The sequence below is a fragment of the Stenotrophomonas sp. KH_036_B genome (genome assembly GCF_057839485.1).
Genome location: NZ_CM174491.1, coordinates 1,137,855 through 1,156,607 on the forward strand (window position 1 = coordinate 1,137,855; position 18,753 = coordinate 1,156,607).

Below are 18,753 nucleotides of genomic sequence, written 5' to 3' on the forward strand. Positions count from 1 at the left end.
GCAGGGCGTGGCTCTACGCCAGGGTTGCGTCCAACGCTGCCAGGCGTTCTGGCGTACCTACGTCGGTCCATTGTCCGCGATGATGCTGCCCGGTTACCCGGCGGTCTGCCATCGCGTGGCGCATCAGCGGGGCCAGGCCGAACTGCGGCGGGTTCGCTGAGGCGCCCTCCGTCGCGCCGATGACCTCGCGCCATCCGTCGAGAATCGAGGGGCGATACACGCCAACGCCGGCGTACGTCAGCCGCGGTGCATCGCCGTCATCACTGACCGTGCCATCCGCGCGCAGGATGAAATCCCCGCGCGGGTGCTGCACCGGGTTGTCGACCAGCACCAGGTGCGCATCGCCCTGCGGCTGCCAAGGCAACGTGCTGAAATCCACATCGGTCCAGACATCGCCGTTGACCACCAGGAACGGTGCGTCACCCAGCAGCGGTAGCGCATTGAGGATGCCGCCGCCGGTTTCCAGCGGCACCCCGCCTTCGTCGAGGAAGTGCAGGCGCAGGCCCCAGCGTCCGCCATCGCCCAGCGCGGGTTCGAACTGGTCGCCCAGCCACGAGGTGTTGATCACCACCTCGGTGAAACCCGCCGCCGCCAGCCGCTCCAGGTGCCACGCGATCAGCGGCCTGCCGCCGGCCACCAGCAGTGGCTTGGGGGTGTGCAGAGTCAGCGGACGCATGCGTTCGCCCTTGCCGGCGCTGAAGATCATCGCCTTCATGCGCGACTGGACACCGGCAGCGCAAGCGCCGCCATGGCCGGTTTGATCCGGTCCTGCAACAGGGTATTCAAGCCCGCCAGGTCCGGGTGGCGCGGCAGCACTTCGTCCAGGTAACGGATGAAGCGCGGCGCGTCATCGAAGTAATGCCCCTTGCCGTCGCGGTCGCGCAGGCGCACGAACAGGCCAAGGATCTTCAGGTGGCGCTGCACGCCCATCCAGTCGGCATCGCGCAGGAACTGCGGCCACGGTCGCACCGGCAGGCCTGCGGCCTGTGCCTGTGCGTGGTAGCGCGCCAACCAGGCGTCCACGCGTTCCAGTGGCCAGCTCAGGAACGCATCCTTGAACAGGCTCACCGGATCGTAGGCAATCGGCCCGCGCACCAGGTCCTGGAAATCCAGCACGGCCGGGCCGCCGTCGATCGGCATCAGGTTGCGCGGCATGAAATCGCGGTGGGTGAGCACCTGCGGCTGCTGCAGTGCGTTGTCCATCAGGCGGCGGTGCGCCAGCTGCAGTGTTTCAAGCTCGCCGCAGTCCAGCGCCAGGCCGAGGTGGCGTTGCAGGAACCATTCGTCGAACAGGCCCGCGTCGCGCTGCAGCAGCGCCTCGCCGAACGACCCCATGCCCTCGGGCACCGGGATCGACTGCAGGCGGATGAGCTGCGCGAAGGCCGCATCCATCCATGCATCGGCGTTGTCGTCGTCGATGTGGCGTGCCAGTGTCGGGCCGCCCAGGTCTTCCAGCAGCAGGAAGCCCTGCGCCTCGTCACGGGCGAGCACGCGCGGCACGCGTACGCCGTTGGGTTCCAGCAGGTCGTGCATGCGCAGCCACGGGCGCACATCCTCCAGGCCCGGCGGCGAGTCCATCACGATGTGGCTGCCGCGCGTGCTGGTGGCACGCCAGTAGCTGCGGAAACCGGCATCGACCGACGCGCGGTCCAGGTGCAGGTCGGGGTCGCCCAGCGCGGCGACGGTCCATTGTCGGCGTTGGTCGGCGCGCAGCGGATCGGAAGCAGGATCGTTCATGGACAGGTGCGTCGAAGCGGCGCCGGGTGGCGCGCGTGGAAGGGAAGGAGGGGAATGTTGTTCAGCGTTTGCTGCTGAAGAGCCGCAGCACGGCGAGCACCGCGATCGCACCGAGGATGGCGCCGATGAAACCGGCCGGTTCACCGCGCGAATACCACCCCATGTACTGGCCGAACCAGCCCGCGACAACGGCACCGACGATGCCGAGCACGATGGTCAGCAGGCAGCCCATGCGGTTGTTGCCGGGCATGAAGAAACGCCCGAACAGGCCGACGATGAAGCCGACCAGGATGATGTAGAGCCAGCTGGAGCTGCCGAACAGACCGTCCATCGCATGATTCCTGCAGGAGATGGACGCAGCCTATCAAAAAGGCTGCGTCCCTCCGCGTGCACCGTGCCGCCGGGCTCTGCCCGGCAACGGGGTTCAGCAGCAGCCGTGGCCGCCGTGGCGGGTGCCGCTGTCGGCAGCAACCGGCGAACCGCTGGTCTCGCCGCGCAGGCTGGCGGCGTAGTGCTCGCTGATCACCTTGGACACGCACGCGGTAACCCGCTTGCCCATCGGGATGTGCAGGAACTCGTTCGGGCCGTGCGCGTTGGAGTGCGGGCCGAGCACGCCGGTGATCATGAACTGCGCGCCGGGGAACTTCTCGCCCAGCATGCCCATGAACGGGATCGAGCCGCCTTCGCCCATGTACATCGCCGGCTTGCCGAAGAAGGTCTGGCTGGCCGCATCGATGGCGTCGGTCAGCCACGGCGCCATGGCCGGTGCGTTCCAGCCCGAGGAGGCTTTTTCCAGGTCCAGCTTCACTTCCGCGCCATTCGGCGGGTCGCGCAGCAGCGCTTCCTTCAGCAGTTCGCCGCAGGCCTTGCCGTCGGCGGTCGGCGGCAGGCGCAGCGACAGCTTCACCGCCGTATGCGGGCGCAGCACGTTGCCGGCCGAGGCCAGCGGCGGCATGCCATCCACGCCGGTCACCGACAGCGCCGGGCGCCAGGTGCGGTTGAGCACCAGTTCGGTAAGGTCTTCGCTCATCGGCTTCAGGCCGTCGACCATCGGGAATTTCTCGAAGATCTCGGTATCCACCACCTCGGCGGCACGCTTGGCCTGGGCCTGGCGCTCTTCCGGAATCTCCACGTGCATGCCGTCGATCAGGATGCGGCCGGTGTTCTCGTCCTCGATGCGCGACAACAGCTGGCGCAGCAGGCGGAAGCTGGACGGCACCACGCCGGACGCGTCGCCGGAGTGCACGCCTTCATTGAGCACCTTCACCGAGAAGTTGCCGCCGGTCAGGCCGCGCAGCGAGGTGGTGCACCACAGCTGGTCGTAGTTGGCACAGCCCGAGTCCAGGCACACGACCAGAGACGGCTTGCCGATGCGGTCGGCCAGGTGGTCCACGTAGGCCGGCAGGTCGTAGCTGCCCGACTCCTCGCAGGCCTCGATCAGCACCACGCAGCGCGCGTGCGGCAGGTTCTGTTCCTGCAGCGCCAGCACCGCGGCCAGCGAGCCGAAGATCGCGTAGCCGTCGTCGGCGCCGCCGCGGCCATACAGCTTGTCGTCACGCAGCACCGGCACCCATGGGCCCAGGTCGGCGTCCCAGCCGGTCATTTCCGGCTGCTTGTCCAGGTGCCCGTACAGCAGCACGGTGTCGTCGCCGGTCTCGGTGCCGGTGGCGGGGATTTCCAGCAGGAGCAGTGGCGTGCGGCCTTCCAGGCGCACCACCTCGACCTTCAGGCCCGGCAGGTTCTGGGCCTTGGCCCAGTTCTCCATCAGGGTGACGGCCTGTTCCATGTAGCCGTTGGCGACCCAATCTGCGTCGAACATCGGCGATTTGTTGGGAATACGGATGTATTCGACCAGTTGCGGGACGATTTCGTTGTCCCACTTTTCATTGACGAATTGGCCGAGTTTGGCGCTGTCCATCTGCAACTCCGAATGCATTGATCTGATCCCGACATTCTACGCCTGAGCGCGGGGTAGGGATTTTCCTACATCACGTCAGGTATTTGGCTGGCTGTGTGAAGGTGATGTGGACGATAGGCTGTGTGTATGTGGCGAGGGACACTGACTGCACCGACGGGATGCCGGCAGCAGTCGGTTCCGGGTCACAGGGAGCTACACGGTGGGGCCTTGGATTTCGTGGAAGGCGCTTGCGCTGGGACTGCTGTTGACCGGAGCCGCTCTTGCGGCCGACCGCATCAACATCAATACGGCAGATGCGTCGACGCTGCAGCAGGGATTGACGAACGTAGGGCCCCACAAGGCCCAGGCGATCGTTGCGTACCGGCGACAACACGGACCTTTCCTCCGGGTCGAGGACCTGGCACGGGTGAAGGGGATAGGGACAGCAACAGTCGAACGGAATCGACGACGGATGACGGTGGGGGCCATGACGGCGCCCACGGCGGCACCGCCCAGGAGGGCAGTGTCGGCACCCGTACCAAGGCGCTGATCAACAGGATGGGTCGCGACTGGCATGACGCCGGTCACGGTGGCCAGGCAGGATGCCCGGCCACCACGACAGCCGCACGGAGGCGGCACGCAGGGATGCGGCGCGGAAGGACTGGCGCGGATCCACCAGGACGGTGGCATCCGGACCCGGGAAGGGGAGGGATGGCGGAAAAAACATACGGCCGAGTGCAGGGAGCATGGCCGGCACCCGGACTGGGCAGGATGCACAGGGGGAAGGCGGGAAGCCGACAGGGATGTGACGATTGCCCGGTTCGCACAGGGATGTGCAGCCGGGCAATTTCTTTTGTGGACCAAAAACGGGGACGGACCCCGTTAATCCAGCGATTAACGGACCAAAAACGGGGACGGACCCCGTTAATCCAGCGATTAACGGGGTCCGTCCCCGTTTTTGGTCGCTGCGCTGCGCGGTTGACACGCGTGGCGTGTCACTACGCGTTGTCGGGTGCGCAGGACGATGGCGTTCTTCATATCGGGCATCATGCGTAGCGACACGCCATGCGTGTCCTCGACCCACCCGAAGGAAGGCCACATGCTTACACGTCGCACGCTGCTGACGTACATCGCCGGTTCGCTTATCGCCGCCATGGCACTCCCTGCCTGGTCCGCGCCCGAACCCGCCGGCCCCACCGACCTCAAGCCCGGCCAGTTCCTCTGGCATCCGGAGATCTCTCCGGCCGGGCCGATCGTGCTGGTGGTCAGCCTCGACGAGCAGCGCGCCTACGTGTACCGCAACGGCATCGCCATTGGCCTGAGCACCATCAGCTCGGGCAAGGCCGGTCATGAAACCCCGACCGGCGTGTTCACCATCCTGCAGAAGGACAAGGACCACAAGTCGAACCTCTACAACAGCGCGCCGATGCCCTACATGCAGCGCTTGACCTGGGACGGCATCGCGCTGCACGGCGGCAATCTGCCCGGGCACCCGGCCTCGCACGGCTGCGTGCGGCTGCCGCAGGCGTTCGCGCAGAAGCTGTTCGGCGAAACCAAACGCGGTGACACCGTGGTGGTGGCCGATGCCAAGTCCGCGCCGATGACGCTGGCCTACCCGGCAGTGCTGGCCCCGGTGAACAGTACGGGCAAGGCGCTGGTGGAAACCACCGCTGCCCCGGACCACTACTGGAACGATGCCGCCGCGCCGTCGGGCCAGGTCGGCATCCTGGTCAGCCTGCACGACCAGCGCCTGTACGTGCTGCGCGACGGCGTGCTGATCGGCGAATCGCGCCTGGAAGCCAAGGCGCTGCCGGCGTTCGAGGGCACCACGCTGTTTGTGATGCAGCAGGGCTATTCCGAGACGGCCAGCCCGCTGGATGCCACCCGGAAACTGCACAAGTGGACCGCCTATCCGCTGCTCGGCCAGAGCGCGGGCAACGCCAGCCCGGACCTGCTGGCCACGCCCAGCCTGCCGTTGGCGCTGCCGCCGAGCTTCGCCACGCAGCTGTACAAGGCGCTGGTACCGGGGACCACGCTGCTGGTGACCAGCCTGCCGGCGGTGCGGCCGGTGGCGGATGAACAGAACCTGCAGCCGGTGTTGGAATCCGACGCCGGCGGGTCCACCTTGTAAGGATGCCCACGCCGGTACCGTGTTGATGCGCTTGCTCCCCCTTGCCTCCGTTGTGCTGTGCGGCCTGGCGCTGACGGCGCCGGCCGCCGGCGCACGCGCAGCCGCCGCGCCCGCACCGCGCGCGCTGCCTCCGGCGCAGCTGGCCGACATGCTTGCGCGCGCCGCCCCCAATGCGGACCGCAAGGTGCTGCAGCTGGCGGCGCGGGCGATGACCTGTGCCCTGCGGCGGCCGGAGCTGGGGGTCGATCCGGCGCGGTTGAGCGTGATCGATTATTCGCGCCCGTCCACCGAACAGCGCATGTGGGTATTCGACCTGGCCCGGCAGAAGCTGCTGTTCGAGGAGTGGGTGGCGCATGGTCGCAACAGCGGCGGCAACCAGACCGAGCGTTTTTCCAATCGCGATGGCAGCTTCATGTCCAGCCTCGGCGCGTTCACCGCCAAGGAGACCTACATGGGCGGCAACGGCTATTCGCTGCGCCTTGAAGGCCTGGAGCCCGGCTTCAATGACAAGGCGCGCGACCGCGCCATCGTGATCCATGGTGCGCCGTACGTGAACCCGTCCGTCGCGCGCCTGCAGGGTCGGCTGGGTCGCAGTCTCGGCTGCCCGGCGGTACGCCTCAGCGTGGCGCGGCCGTTGATCGACAGCCTGCAGGGCGGTGCGCTGGTGTTCGCCTATTACCCGGACAAGGAATGGCTGGAACGTTCGCGGCTGCTCGGCCCGGACTGTGGCGGCAGCACCGGCTGAGCGCGCGCTGGGGCACAATGGCGGCATGTCCGAGACCACTGCCCTGGGCGCTGCCACGCGCGTCATTCCCAGTTTCGACTACCGGCGCGAGCGCTGGCGCAACGGCCTGGGCTGGACGCGCGAAATCCTGCGCGTGCCCGACACCGATGCGTGGCAGGTCCGCCTGTCCATCGCCGAGATAGAACATGACGCGGCGTTCTCCTCGTTCCCCGGCATCGAACGCGAGCTGGTGCTGCTGCGCGGCGAAGGGCTGCGCCTGTGCTTCGCCGATGGCGCGGTGCATACGCTGTTGCCGCCGCATGACCGCCTGCGGTTTGCCGGCGAAGCGCAGGTGAGCGGGGAGCTGGTGGATGGGGTGACCCACGATTTCAACCTGATGTGGCGGCGCGACGCGATCGAGGCGGAGCTGCTGCACCGGCCGCTGGTGGGGAGCATGTTCTTTTTCACCGAACCGGGCACGGCGTGGGCGGTCCACCTCCTGGCCGGGCAGGCGGCGTTCGACGCGGATGCCGATCTGCCGCCGTTGCAGCAGGGCGACACCGCGTGGCTGGCCGCCGGTGAGCGCCGCCGGTATGCGCTGCATGGCGGCGGCGAACTGCTCGCGATCCGGCTGGCGGTGAAGCCGGCGGGGTAGAGCGGACTGTTAGTCCGCTGCTGTTCGCATAGAGCCAGAGCCAGCGGACTAACAGTCCGCTCTACCCCGTCGGCTCTGCCAATGCCAGAGCCAATGCCAGAGCCAGCGGACTAACAGTCCGCTCTACCCAGTCCGCTCTACCCCGTCCGCTCTACCCCGTCGGCTCTACCGCGTCGGCTCTGCCGTGTGCGTCATCAATACACGTCGCGGCGGTAGCGGCCTGCCACGATCAACGCCTCTTTGCCGTCGCGGCCCAAGGCGTGTTCGATCACGGCATCCACCGCCGGGGCCATGCCCTGCAGGCTGCCGCAGACCAGGATCGTGGCGCCGTCGGCCACCCACTGGCGCAGCGTGTCGATGTGCGCGGTGAGCCGGTCCTGGACGTAGCGGTGCTCGCCGCCATCACGACTGAACACCGTATCCAGCCGCTCGATCATGCCCGCCTGCTGCCAGCGCTGCAGGTCGTCGCCGAAGTACAGATCATGCGCGGCGGTGCGCTCACCGAACAGCAGCCAGTTGCGCGTTGCGCCCGCATCGACGCGTGCACGCAGGTGCGCGCGCAGGCCGGCAATGCCGGTGCCGTTGCCGATCAGGATCAACGGCGCGTCCTGCGCGGGCGCATGGAAATTCGGATTGCTGCGGAAGCGCAGGTCGATGCGGCCGCCCAGTTCGGCGTGGTCGCACAACCAGCCGCTGCCCAGTCCCGGCGTGCCGTCCGGACGCAGCAGGCGGCGCAGCAACAGCAGTACCTCGCCTTCGACCGGCATGCTGGCGATGGAGTATTCGCGGTGCGGCAGCGGCTTGAGTGCGGCCACCAGCGCCGCGTCATCGGCCGGCACCGAGTCGGGCAGCACCGGCAGGTGCGCGCGCGCCAGATGGGCGCGCAGCGGTTGCCCGTCGATGATCGCCGCCCCATCGCGTGCATGCGTGGCCAGCCATGCATCGACGTCGTCGGGCCCATGCTGCGGGCCGATCTCGACCACGTCACCGGCCTCCCATGCCGGCAGCACGCCGTCGGCCGGCACCAGCGCCACGCGCCAGGTGCCCGCGCCCGGGCTGCCGGGATTCTCCAACCGGCGCTCGCGCAGTTGCCAGTGCAGGTAGTGCGCCGGGGTCCAGTCGGGCAGGTCGGTGGCGTTGCCGCCAAGCTGGCCCAGCAGCTGCTGCCAATGGCGCAGCGCGGCCGGGTCGGCGTTGTCCACTTCAATCGTGTCGAACAGCGGATGCGCGCCATGCCTGCGCAGCCACGCGTCGAGCTGGTGGCCAAACGCGCAGAAATGACCGTAGCCGCGGTCGCCGAGCGCAAGCACGCCGTACTGAAGGTGCGGCACTGCCAGTGGCTGCGCCATCACCTGGCGCAGGAAGGGCAGGGCGTGGTCGGGGGCATCGCCTTCGCCGGTCGTGCTGGCAATCAACAGCATGCGCGTGGACTGCTGCAGCAGTGCGGCATCCACCTGGTGCAGGCCACGCACGCGTACCGGCACACCGGCCGCGCGCAGGACCTCTGCGCTGCGTTCGCACAGGTGCTGCGCGAAGCCGGTCTGGCTGGCCCACACCAGCAGCAGCGGTGCCTCGTCCCCCTCACGGGGGCGGTCGTCACGACGGCGACCGCGCCACCACAGCAGCGCGCAGCACGCGGCATAGGCCGCCACGCTGCCCGCCGCCCAGCGCCAGTGCGATGCGAGCGGCGCACCCTGCCACCAGGTTTCCTCCAGGTGCAGGCGCAGCAGCAGCCAGGCCACCAGCGCCAGCAGCAGCATGACCACGAGGTTGCCGAACACGGCGCGTGAGGGGCGCAGGCTCATGCCGCCGCCTGCCGTTCAAGCAGTCGTGCGAAGCCCGGGCTCAGGTGTTCGTCGACGCCATGCGCGCCGCGGGTGATGAAGCGCGCCGCCAGGTCGTTGGCGGTGGCGAAGGCCAGGCCGGCCTCGGCACCCATCACGGTGAGCGCGGTGGCCCAGCCGTCGGCGTGCATGGCGTCGCGCGCGACCACCGTCACTGCGGCCGCGGCGCGGCTGACCGGCGAGCCCACGCGCGGGTCCAGGGTATGGCTGTAGTGCGCACCGTCGCGGGTGAACTGGTGCCAGCGGTCGCCGGACGTGGCCACGGCCAGGTCATCCAAGGCCAGCACGCGCGGCGGATGCGCAAGTGCCGCTTCCTCCTCGGGACCGGCCTCGACCAGCACGCGCCACGGTTGCCCATCGGGCTTGCGGCCGTAGCCGTGCAGTTCGCCGCCCACTTCCACCAGCGCGGCGGCAATGTCCTGGCTGCGCAGCCAGCGGCTGACCCGGTCCACGGCGAAGCCCTTGGCGATCGCCGACAGATCCAGTTCCAGCCCACCGGGCTGCAGCAGGCAACCGTGCTGCCAGTGCAGTCGCTGCCAACCGCAGCGTGCACGGGTGGCGTCCAACAGGGCGGGATCGGGCACGCGTTGGGCATGCGCGTGGGCACCGAAGCCCCACAGCGCGACCAGCGGCCCCACGGTTGGATCGAACGCGCCCTCGCTGCGTCGCGCGATGTCGAGAGCGCACGCCACGACCTCGGCGAACAGTGCGGGCAGCGGCAGCGAGGTGCCGCCGGGCGCGTTGTTGAACAGAGAGATGTCGCTCGCCGCCTCCCAGGTACTCATCTGCGCCACCACGGCGTCCACTTGCGCCTGGATGCCCGCATGCAGCGGGTGCAGGTCGCGGCCCGACGCGGCGGTGAGCTTCACCTGCCACGTGGTGCCCATGGTGTGGCCACCGAGGTTGGCGATGTCGAGGGAGGAGGTCATGAAATGCGGTGGGTGATGCCTGGTTGCCGGGCAGGGCCCGGCATTGCGTAATGCGTCTGGTGGACAGCCCCCTTCGTGGTGAAGGGGGCTGGCACCCATGGCGCGGGCAACGATTGCCGGCGGGATTACTGCGGCAGCACTTCCAGCGTCGCCACGTAGTTCAGGCGGCGGGTCTTGGCCTGCTTCAGCGTCGCCTTCTTGTCTTCGCTGCTGGTTTCCAGCCAGTACATGCCGGCTTCCGGCCAGGTCACGCTGAACTCGCCCTTCTTGTCGCTGGTGACCTTGATCTCATCCTGGGCGTTGCGATAGCGCGTGCCGCCACGGGTGATCTCGAAGGCCTGGCCGGCGCGCGGCTTGCCATCGACCAGCACGCGGAACTTGGCTGCTTCACCGGCGGCCAGATCGTTGGGGTGGCCGACCGCGACCAGCTCGATGCCCGACTTGGTGGGCTTGAGCGCGGTGTCGTTCGGGGTCCCGTTGGTGACAAAGGTCTCGATGCGGTTGACCGACTGGCTCACCTGCAGCTTCTTGGCCTTCTTCGGCACTTCGGTGGCGAAGGCCGCCACGGTGCCGCGCCAGCGCTTGGGCTTGCCGTCTTCTTCCCAGCTGGCCGACAGACCGTTGCTGACCGAGGCCAGGCGGTAGGTGCCCTGCTGGGTCAGCTCGACATCGAACACGCTGCGGAACTTGCCGGTGGACGCGTTCTGCGGCTGCACGGTAGTGCCGTCCGGTGCGGTGATGACCAGGCTGTCCAGGCGCAGCGGCACGTGGTTGAAGTAGAACAGGTCATTCGACACGGCGGCATCGACGGTGATCCACGGGCTGTTGCCGGCGATCACGGTCTGCGAGGGCTGCAACCAGGCCTTGTGGGCCAGGGCGGAGAACGGAAGGACGGCGGCCAGGGCGGCGGCTAGGACGATCGAACGCTTCATCAACAACTCCATGTACGGGTGAGGGACGCCCTCCCAACCGGGAGGGCAGTGAAACATCAGGGCTTGGTCGACAGCGTGACCAGGCCCAGTTCGGTGCTGCCCTGCGCCTTGCCGGTCTGCGGCGCGGTGGCCGGCCAGGTGAAGGGGATCTTGAGCAGTTCGCGGCCGCCGACTTCGCGTACCGCTTCCACCACCAGAGTGTAATTGCCCGGCGCCAATGCTTTCAGGGCCGGTTGCGTGTCATTGAACGACAGCGCGTGCTTGCCGGCCGGGCGGGTCGGGCCGGTAACGCCGTCCACCGGCACGTCCAGCGTGCGGCCGCTCTTGCGCCACCACTGGCGCAGGTCGGGCAGCCACTTGGTGCCATGGCCTTCGGCGTTGCCGGTCTGCTGGTACCAGACCGACAGGTTGGCGGCGACCTTCTGGTCTGCGCCTTCCAGCCACACCGCCACATACGGACGGTGGTACTCGGCCACGGTGAGCTTGGGGACCTCGACGTTGATCTCCAGCGTGGTGGCATAGGCCGGCGACGTGGCCAGCAGGCCGCTCAGGGCGATGGTGAGGGTGACGCGCATGGTGCGGCTCCGGAAGGGAAGGATCAGTGGATCAGTATCAATGGATCAGGATCAGGGCGATCAGCAGCGGCACCATCAGCCCCAGCCCGACCAGCGGCCAGGTCATGCGGCGCTGGCGGGCATGCAGGTGCAGCAGGAACAGGCCGGTGATGCAGAACACCAGGCAGGCCACGGCGAAGATGTCGAGGAACCAGCCCCAGGCGGGGCCGGCATTGCGGCCCTTGTGCAGGTCGTTGAAGTAGGAGACCCAGCCGCGCGTGGTGGCTTCGTACTCCACCGCGCCGGTTTCGCGGTCGATGCTCAGCCAGGCGTCGCCGCCGGGGCTGGGCATGGAGAGGTAGATTTCCTCGGCCGACCACTCGGCCGGGCGGCGGCCGATCGAGATGCCCAGCGCACGGTCCAGCCAGCGGGCGGCGGGGCGCGGTACCGGGGCGTTGCCGTCGGTGCGGTCGCCGAGCTGGCCGAGCAGGTCGGCCGGCAGCTCCAGCTGCCGGTTGACCACCTGCGGCGTGGCCTCGATCTTCGCGGCGTGGTTCAGGGTGATGCCGGTGGCGGCGAACAACAGCATGCCGATCAGGCACACCGCCGAACTGATCCAGTGCCACTGGTGCAGCGTGCGCAGCCAGAAGCCGCGGCTCTGCTGTTGCTGCACGGCGGAAGGGGGAGCGCTGGTGGCCACGGTCACGACAGAAGGAGCGAGTAGCGAATTACACCATTGATGAGAATGGTTCGCAATTATTGGTATCCGGAGCCGTTACCAGGGCTATCCGGATCCCAACCGCCACGTAACGGTGACGTAGTGCCACGCCCTGCGTGGCAACCGCGTGCAGCGCAGCACCGGCATCCGAGGGCGGTGCAACGCGGCGCCGATTATCGAACCGGCGTTATACCGAACCGAAGAGGCCGATCAGACGTTCATGACCCCGGAACGAAGTGCAGCCACGCAGGGCGTGGCTCTGCAAGCCGATCCACCAAGCGGTCCGCCCGACGTTCAAGCCCCACCGGGCCAAACGTCGAGCGTGCCTCCATCAGAACGTGGCGTTCAACGAAATCCAGTAGCTCCGGCGCTGGTCCTTCGTCGCGTAATCGTCCACGCAGTTGTATTCGCTGTCGCTGATCAACACGCACGACTGCGACACGAAGTCCTTGTCGAACAGGTTGTTGACCCGTGCATTGACGGTCAGCCAACGGTTGATGTCCCAGCTGCCGCCCAGGTGGAAGATCGTGTAGTCATCGTAGTAGCGCACCTGCGAATTGCTTACGCCACCCACGTTGGTCACCAGCGTGTCGCGGTACCGGTCGTAGCGGCCTTCGCCGATCAGCGACACGCTCACCGCCTCGCTGATCTGCCAGTTCAGGCTCGCGTTGGCCATATGCTTTGCCGGCGTCGTGGTGCCGCCCACCGGCTTGCCCTTGTCCACACCACTGGTCTGCTCCGACTTCGTATACGTGTAATTGCCGCGCAGCTGCAGGCTGTCCAGCAGGTCCACATGCGCCGCTGCTTCCACGCCACGCGTCTCGGCGGTGTCGATGTTCACGCTCTGGCTGAAGGTGCTGTAGCCCAGCGCCGCCCAGCCCGGGCCCACATCCACGCAGTAGCCACTGCCGGCCGGGGCCACTTCGCAGTTCGGGAACGTGCCGCCGCTGGCGATCTTGTCGTCGAACTTGTTGAGGAAGCCGGTGAGGTTGAAGCCCCAGCGCTCGCCCTCGTAGTAGCTGGCGATTTCGTAGTTGGTGCTGGTTTCCGGCTGCAGGTTGGGCGAGCCCACCAGCGGCAGCACACCCTGGCCGCCGAAGCCGGTGACACCGGGGAACAGCTGGTCCGGGCGCGGGGTCTTGTAGCCGGTGCTCACGCCGCCCTTGAAGGTCCAGGCATCGCTGGCATTCCACACCAGGTAGGCGCGCGGGCTGACGTGGCTGCCGAAGATGTTGTGGTCGTCGTAACGCACGCCCACGGTAGCGGTCAGGGTGTCGGTCAGCGACCAGTTGTCCTCGGCGAACACCGACCACATCCGGTGCTGCTGCTTCACGTTGTCGCGGTAGCCGGCGCCGTCCATGCCGAACACACCGTCGATCATGTCGGTGTCGTTGTACTGGCCGCCCACGGTGAGCTTGTGCGCGCCGAAGGTCATGTCGAGCATGGTATCCAGCACGTAGCCTTCCAGCTCCATCGTGCGCAGCGGGCGCGGCAGGAAGGCTTCCAGGCGGGCCAGCTCGGCCGGGTTCAATGCGGTCAGCGCATTGGTGCGGCCGGCGGCGCAGTTGCTGGCGGCGCCGGTGCGACGGCACACGTCATTCCAGAGCGTCTGCAGGTCGGCGCGCTCGTCCAGGGTCAACGGCAGCGAGCGACCCAGGTTGTTGCTGGTGGTGTGGGTCAGCGTGGTCTGCCAGGTGCCGAACGCATAGCGGCCCTGGTGGGTCAGCGCCAGCTGGTCGCGCTCATAGCGCTGGTAGGCGGTGTAGCCCACGCGCGGCTGCACCACGCGGCGGGTGACCGTGCCGGTGCCGGTCGGGTTGGGGATGGTCGCGTTGCCCACGCGCCACAGGCTGGCCAGGCTGTCCAGCGTGCCGGTCTGGCCTTCGCTGTTGTCGTACTTCTGGCGCGACGCGTCGTAGTCCAGCGACAGGTCGTGGTCGTCATTGATGGCCCAGCTCAGCCGCACGCCGGTGTTCCAGTTGGTATTGGCCACCGCCTTGCCGCCGCCACCAAAGCCGATGCTGCGCTCCCACAGCGTGCCATCCGGCAGCGGCAGGTCGTCCCATTCCGGGTTGGAGGCCTTCGCGTCGTAGTAGCTGCCACGCACGGCCATGTCCAGCCGGTCCTTGACCAGCGGGCCGGTGAGGTACACATCGGTGGTGCGCGCATCACCAAACTGGTCGTCCTGCTGCACGGTGAAGCCCTGGGTGACCGAGCCGTGCCAGCTGTCCTGGTTGCGGCGCGTGATGATGTTGATCACCCCGCCCATCGCATCGGAGCCGTACAGCGTGGACATCGGGCCGCGCACCACTTCGATGCGCTCGATGGCATCCAGCGGCGGCAGGTAGGAGAACTGGCCGCCGCCGAAGTTGTTCGGGTACAGCTGGCCCACGTTGCTCTGGCGACGACCATCGATCAGCACCAGCGTGTACTCCGACGGCATGCCGCGCATGGAGATGGTGGCGCGGCCGTTCTTGTCGGTGGTTTCCATGCCCACGTCGATGCCTTCCACGTCGCGCAGCGCATCCACCAGACTGGTGTAGGGGCGCTTGCTCAGCTCCTCGCGGCTGACCACGCTGATGCTGGCCGGGGCGTCGGTGATCTTCTGCTCGAAGCCCGAGGCGGTGACCACCACCTGGTCCAGGGTCTTGGGATCGCCAGCGGCATCACCGGCAGCAAAGGCGGGCGCGCTGAGTGCGCCCAGCAAGGCAACGCTCAGCGAACAGCGGGACAGGGACGTGCGACGACGATGGCGCTGGGCCATGGGAGCTACCTCGAAAAGGATGCGAACGCGGGAACGCCGTGGCCGGCGGCCGCAGCGGAATCAGAAGATCAACGGGAGGCCCGCAGGTGCGGGCAGGGCGGTGCGGTCAGCCGGGGCCGGGCGCGAACGCCGGCGTGGACACGACCGGGGTCAGCCCTGGGGGGGCGCCTGGCCGCGCTGGACGCGCAGCCCGGGGGGCGCCGGCAATGGCGTGGCCGGCGCCGAGTCGATGGACGGCGCTACCTGCGGGGTAAGATCCACGAGCGTGGCCATCAGCGCATCCAGCGATACCGGCAGGCGTGGCTCGGCATCGCGCGGGGCGGCCGGACGTGCACTGGCAAGACGGCGTGGTTTCGCCGGCGATTCCTCACGCGGCGAGCCTTCCCCGGCCGGGCGTTCTTCTGCCGGCAGCTGCAGCACCAGCGCGGTGCTGCCAGGCACATGCTGCTCAAGCACGGGCAGCGTGGCGAACAGCATCGACAGCAGGCCCAGCCACGCCAACACCGTCGCCAACGCAGGACGCTGCCCGCGCATGGCGGGGGCAAAGCTGCGGTGGCGGTGGGGGTGGCGCAAGACGGAATCCCTGTCGAAGGCACCGGCGTTCCGGCGCGGCGTGAATTGTAGGGAGCGTTTGTCACAAACGCAAATAGGAATGATTTACAGATTTGCCTGGTTTGATCCACGCTGCCCACGATCAGCCACGCATGGCGTGGCGCTACCTGGATGTACGGGCATGGGGCTGCACGCCATGCGTGGTCGGCGTGGTGTATCAGGTCTCGCTGAAACGCCGCAGCAGGTTGTGGTACACCCCGGTGAGCTGCAGCACCGCGCCGGGATCACCCCCGGTCCCACGGAGCTTTTCAATCGCCCCGTCCATCTCCAGCAGCATCCTGCGGGTGCCGTCGTCACGCACCATGCTCTGCACCCAGAAGAACGAGGCCAGCCGCGCGCCGCGGGTTACCGGATTGACCTTGTGCAGGCTGCTGGAGGGATACAGCACCAGGTCGCCCGCCGGCAGTTTCACTTCATGCTCGCCGTAGGTATCGCTGATCACCAGCTCGCCGCCGTCATAGTCCTCGGGGTCATTGAGGAACAGGGTGCATGACACGTCCGAACGCAGATGGCTGCGGTGGCCATCCTGGGCGGTGATCATCACTGCGCCATCGACGTGGAAGCCGTACTCCCCGCCGCCCTGGTAACGGTTGAAGCGGGGCGGCAGGATCCGCAGCGGCAGGGCCGCGGCAAAGAACAACGGATGCCGCTCCAGCGCGGCCAGCACTATCCGCCCCAGTTCGGCCTTCAGCGGTGATGCGTCGGGCAGCTGCTGGTTGCGTTTGACCTGCGCGCCCTGCGCGCCCACGGTCTCGCGGCCATCGGCCCACTCGGCGCCGGCCAACGCGCGTTGCAGGTGGGCCAGTTCGTCGGCAGTGAGCACATCGGGTACGTGCAGCAGCATGGCAGTGTCCTTGGAAGACCGGCGGCGGGGCAGTACCCCGCCGCCGCTGCATCAGAAGCGGAAGTCCGCGCTGAACAGCACGCTGCGCGGTGCGCCGGGCGTGTAACGGTAACCGCTCTTGTTGATCGCGGCCACGTACTGCTTGTCGAACAGGTTGTAGGCATTCAAGCGCAGTACCAGGTGCTCGTTGATCGCGTACGAGGCCACGGCATCGTAGACCGTGTAGGACTTGGTGAACGCCGGAGTGCCCACCGCGCCGTCCGTGCCACGGTGCATCTGGCCGGCGTAGCGCACACCGCCGCCCACGGTCAGGCCGAACGGGAAGGTGTAGCTGGTCCAGCTGGTGAACGTCGCGCCCGGCGTATAGGTCAGGTTGCGGGTGCCGTCGGCGGCTACGTTGGCGCCTTCCTCCACTTCGGTATCCAGGTGACTGTAGCCGGCCGACACCGACCAGTTGTCGGTGATGCGGCCCACGGTGGACACTTCGATGCCCTGCACCGTCTTCTTGCCGGTCTGGGTGGGATTGCCGGCGTCGTCCAGCACCTGGGTGTTGATCTCGTTGCTGACCTCGGTCTTGAACAGCGCCACGTTGAACGCCAGCGCGTCGTCCAGGAACGCCCACTTGGTGCCCACTTCAAGCGTCTTGGCTTTCTGAGGGTCCAGGCTGGGGTTGTCGGCGCTGCTGGCCGAGCTGCTCAGCTGGAAGTTGCTGCCACCCGGGGGCTGCTGGGACAGTGCGTAATTGCCGTACAGGCTGACGATGTCACCCACCTTGTACACGGCGCCCAGCTTCCAGTTGAGCAGGGTGTCGGAGTGCTCCAGCGACGGGTTGGTGATCACCGTGCCCACCGGATTGCTGCCACACGCCGGGCCGCGCCCGCCGCACACCGTGGCGCTCTGGTACTCGGTCTTGTAGTGGTCCGCGCGCAGGCCGGCGGTGACCAGGAAGCTGTCGGTGAAGTGCAGCGTATCGAACAGGTAGACCGAGGAAGTGGTGGTCTTGCCGCGGCTGTCGGCGCCGTTGTGCGCCCACGTCAGGCCAGTGGCGTTCCAGTCCGGGTTGTACAGGTTGGCCGGCGACCAGGTGGTGCCGTTGGTGGCGGCCTGGCCGAAGCTCCTGAGCTCTTCGCGGGTGAACTCCAGGCCGGTGGTCAGGTTGTGCACGATGGCCCCGGTGGTGAAGTCCGCGCGCAGGTTCAGCTGGTCGGTCAGGATGGTGTTCTGCTGGTCCTTGAACGTCGGCAGGCTGCGCGCGATGGTGTAGGTGTCCAGGTTGTTGCGGTCGGTGTAGCGGATGTTGCCGGTGGGTGTGCCGTTGGCACCGCGCGTGCCGGTGCCCATGAAGGCGGTGAGCATGTAGTCCTGGTCGGTGCGGCCCCAGCGTGCGGTGTTGGTCAGGCGCACGGCGTCGTTGAAATCGTGCTCGATGCGGAAGGTGGCCATCTTCGCGGTGACATCGTCATGGTCGGCACGCGTGCCGTAGAAGTTCTCGCTGTCCACCGGGTGGCCGGCCAGCTGTTCCAGCGTGGGCTGCGGCGTCCAGCCGGGCAGGCCAAGGGTGGGCACGCCGCCGTCCGGCACGTTCTGCTGGTCCACGTACAGCAGGTTGAGGATGTAGCGGGTGGATGTGCCCAGCCCGAACGCCAGCGACGGGGCGATGCCCCAGCGCTTGTTGCTGACATGGTCGCGGCCGGGCTGGTCGCTGTCCTGCCACATCGCGTTCAGACGCACCGCGCTGGTGGCGCCGAGCGTCTGGTTCCAGTCGGCCGTGCCGCGCTGCTGGCTGTCACTGCCGGCCGACAGCGTGCCGCTGACGGCGTCGTGCAGGTTGGCCTGCTTGCTCACCATGTTGATCGAACCGGTGGGCGCCGAACGACCGTTGTCGGTGCCGGCCGGCCCCTTGGAGACCTCCACCTGTTCGGTGTTGAACACATCGCGCGAGATCGATCCCAGGTCGCGCACGCCATCGACGAAGATGCTGCTGGAGGTGTCGAAGCCGCGCATGAAGATGCTGTCGCCGGTGTTGGTGTTGCCGTTCTCACCCACGTAGAAGGTGCCCACGCCGGGACTGTTGCGCAGCGCCTCGGTCAGGGTGGTCGCGCCCTGCTGGTTGAACAGGTCGCTGGTGATCACCTGGATGGTCTGCGGGGTGTCCTGCAGCGACTGGGTGAACTTCGGCGAGGCAACCTTGTCGGCCTTGAAGCCGCGCACGCCCAGTACGTGCACCTGGTCCAGCGTCTGCGGGGCATTGCCGCTGGCCTGTGCGTGTGCCGCGAGGGGCAGCGCGGCCAGGCTCAGGCCGGTAACGAGGCTGGCAGTAGCCAGGCTGGCGGCGCTGCGGGAAGGGGTGGAGTGCTTGCGGCTCTTGATCATGGGAATGACGGACCTGAAACGGAACGTTGGATACGGGAC

General features: G+C 67.7%; 17 protein-coding genes. 4 read left to right on the forward strand and 13 right to left on the reverse strand.

The genetic code is table 11. The features are described from left to right. Positions 1-13: 13 nt before the first annotated feature. From murU to AC3ITN_RS05285, 4 genes are all read right to left on the reverse strand, one after another. A complete protein-coding gene (gene murU, locus AC3ITN_RS05270; protein WP_313346355.1) occupies positions 14-715 on the reverse strand; it encodes an N-acetylmuramate alpha-1-phosphate uridylyltransferase MurU in 702 nt (233 codons plus the stop codon). Beyond that, positions 712-1,737: an aminoglycoside phosphotransferase family protein gene (locus tag AC3ITN_RS05275; protein ID WP_489392259.1), complete on the reverse strand. Its 1,026-nt coding sequence runs from the start codon at positions 1,735-1,737 to the stop codon at positions 712-714. Before AC3ITN_RS05275 ends, murU begins: the two co-directional genes overlap by 4 nt. Positions 1,738-1,798: 61 nt before the next feature. Beyond that, on the reverse strand, positions 1,799-2,068 hold the full coding sequence (locus AC3ITN_RS05280; protein WP_313346351.1) for a GlsB/YeaQ/YmgE family stress response membrane protein: 270 nt from the start codon (positions 2,066-2,068) through the stop codon (positions 1,799-1,801). A 93-nt stretch (positions 2,069-2,161) separates the two neighbouring features. Beyond that, the gene (locus AC3ITN_RS05285; RefSeq protein WP_489392260.1) at positions 2,162-3,655 is read right to left on the reverse strand and encodes a M20 family metallopeptidase; all 1,494 of its coding nucleotides are present in this window, start codon (positions 3,653-3,655) and stop codon (positions 2,162-2,164) included. Positions 3,656-3,854: 199 nt separating this feature from the next. On the opposite strand from AC3ITN_RS05285, the gene AC3ITN_RS05290 reads away from it, so the two are divergent. From AC3ITN_RS05290 to AC3ITN_RS05305, 4 genes are all read left to right on the forward strand, one after another. Then, positions 3,855-4,184, forward strand: a complete 330-nt coding sequence (locus tag AC3ITN_RS05290; protein WP_489392261.1) for a ComEA family DNA-binding protein — start codon at positions 3,855-3,857, stop codon at positions 4,182-4,184. A 549-nt stretch (positions 4,185-4,733) separates the two neighbouring features. Continuing rightward, the gene (locus tag AC3ITN_RS05295) at positions 4,734-5,765 is read left to right on the forward strand and encodes a L,D-transpeptidase (protein WP_489392262.1); all 1,032 of its coding nucleotides are present in this window, start codon (positions 4,734-4,736) and stop codon (positions 5,763-5,765) included. Between the two features lie 25 nt (positions 5,766-5,790). Beyond that, positions 5,791-6,510 carry a murein L,D-transpeptidase catalytic domain family protein gene (locus AC3ITN_RS05300; protein ID WP_489392263.1) on the forward strand — a complete coding sequence of 240 codons (720 nt, stop codon included), beginning with the start codon at positions 5,791-5,793 and terminating at the stop codon, positions 6,508-6,510. Positions 6,511-6,535: 25 nt separating this feature from the next. Next, positions 6,536-7,144, forward strand: coding sequence for a HutD/Ves family protein (locus AC3ITN_RS05305; protein ID WP_489392264.1), 609 nt, complete (start codon positions 6,536-6,538; stop codon positions 7,142-7,144). Between the two features lie 194 nt (positions 7,145-7,338). Here the strand turns inward: AC3ITN_RS05305 and AC3ITN_RS05310 are convergent, their stop codons facing one another. From AC3ITN_RS05310 to AC3ITN_RS05350, 9 genes are all read right to left on the reverse strand, one after another. After that, positions 7,339-8,949, reverse strand: a complete 1,611-nt coding sequence (locus AC3ITN_RS05310; RefSeq protein WP_489392265.1) for a flavodoxin domain-containing protein — start codon at positions 8,947-8,949, stop codon at positions 7,339-7,341. Further along, entirely contained in the window at positions 8,946-9,917 is a 972-nt protein-coding gene (locus tag AC3ITN_RS05315) for an FAD:protein FMN transferase (protein WP_489392266.1), read from the reverse strand. Before AC3ITN_RS05315 ends, AC3ITN_RS05310 begins: the two co-directional genes overlap by 4 nt. A 125-nt stretch (positions 9,918-10,042) precedes the next feature. Further along, entirely contained in the window at positions 10,043-10,849 is an 807-nt protein-coding gene (locus tag AC3ITN_RS05320) for a DUF4198 domain-containing protein (RefSeq protein WP_489392267.1), read from the reverse strand. 56 nt (positions 10,850-10,905) lie between these two features. Beyond that, positions 10,906-11,424 (reverse strand): DUF2271 domain-containing protein, encoded by a 519-nt coding sequence (locus AC3ITN_RS05325; protein WP_489392268.1) that lies wholly within the window; start codon positions 11,422-11,424, stop codon positions 10,906-10,908. 37 nt (positions 11,425-11,461) lie between these two features. Beyond that, positions 11,462-12,103 (reverse strand): PepSY-associated TM helix domain-containing protein, encoded by a 642-nt coding sequence (locus AC3ITN_RS05330; protein WP_313346555.1) that lies wholly within the window; start codon positions 12,101-12,103, stop codon positions 11,462-11,464. Positions 12,104-12,452: 349 nt separating this feature from the next. After that, positions 12,453-14,885: a TonB-dependent receptor domain-containing protein gene (locus tag AC3ITN_RS05335; RefSeq protein ID WP_489392269.1), complete on the reverse strand. Its 2,433-nt coding sequence runs from the start codon at positions 14,883-14,885 to the stop codon at positions 12,453-12,455. A 150-nt stretch (positions 14,886-15,035) separates the two neighbouring features. After that, complete coding sequence (locus AC3ITN_RS05340) at positions 15,036-15,458, reverse strand: hypothetical protein (protein WP_489392270.1); 423 nt, start codon at positions 15,456-15,458, stop codon at positions 15,036-15,038. A gap of 196 nt (positions 15,459-15,654) precedes the next feature. Beyond that, positions 15,655-16,341, reverse strand: a complete 687-nt coding sequence (locus AC3ITN_RS05345; protein ID WP_313346332.1) for a Fe2+-dependent dioxygenase — start codon at positions 16,339-16,341, stop codon at positions 15,655-15,657. Positions 16,342-16,392: 51 nt separating this feature from the next. Continuing rightward, complete coding sequence (locus AC3ITN_RS05350; RefSeq protein WP_489392271.1) at positions 16,393-18,714, reverse strand: catecholate siderophore receptor Fiu; 2,322 nt, start codon at positions 18,712-18,714, stop codon at positions 16,393-16,395. Between the last annotated feature and the right edge of the window lie 39 nt (positions 18,715-18,753).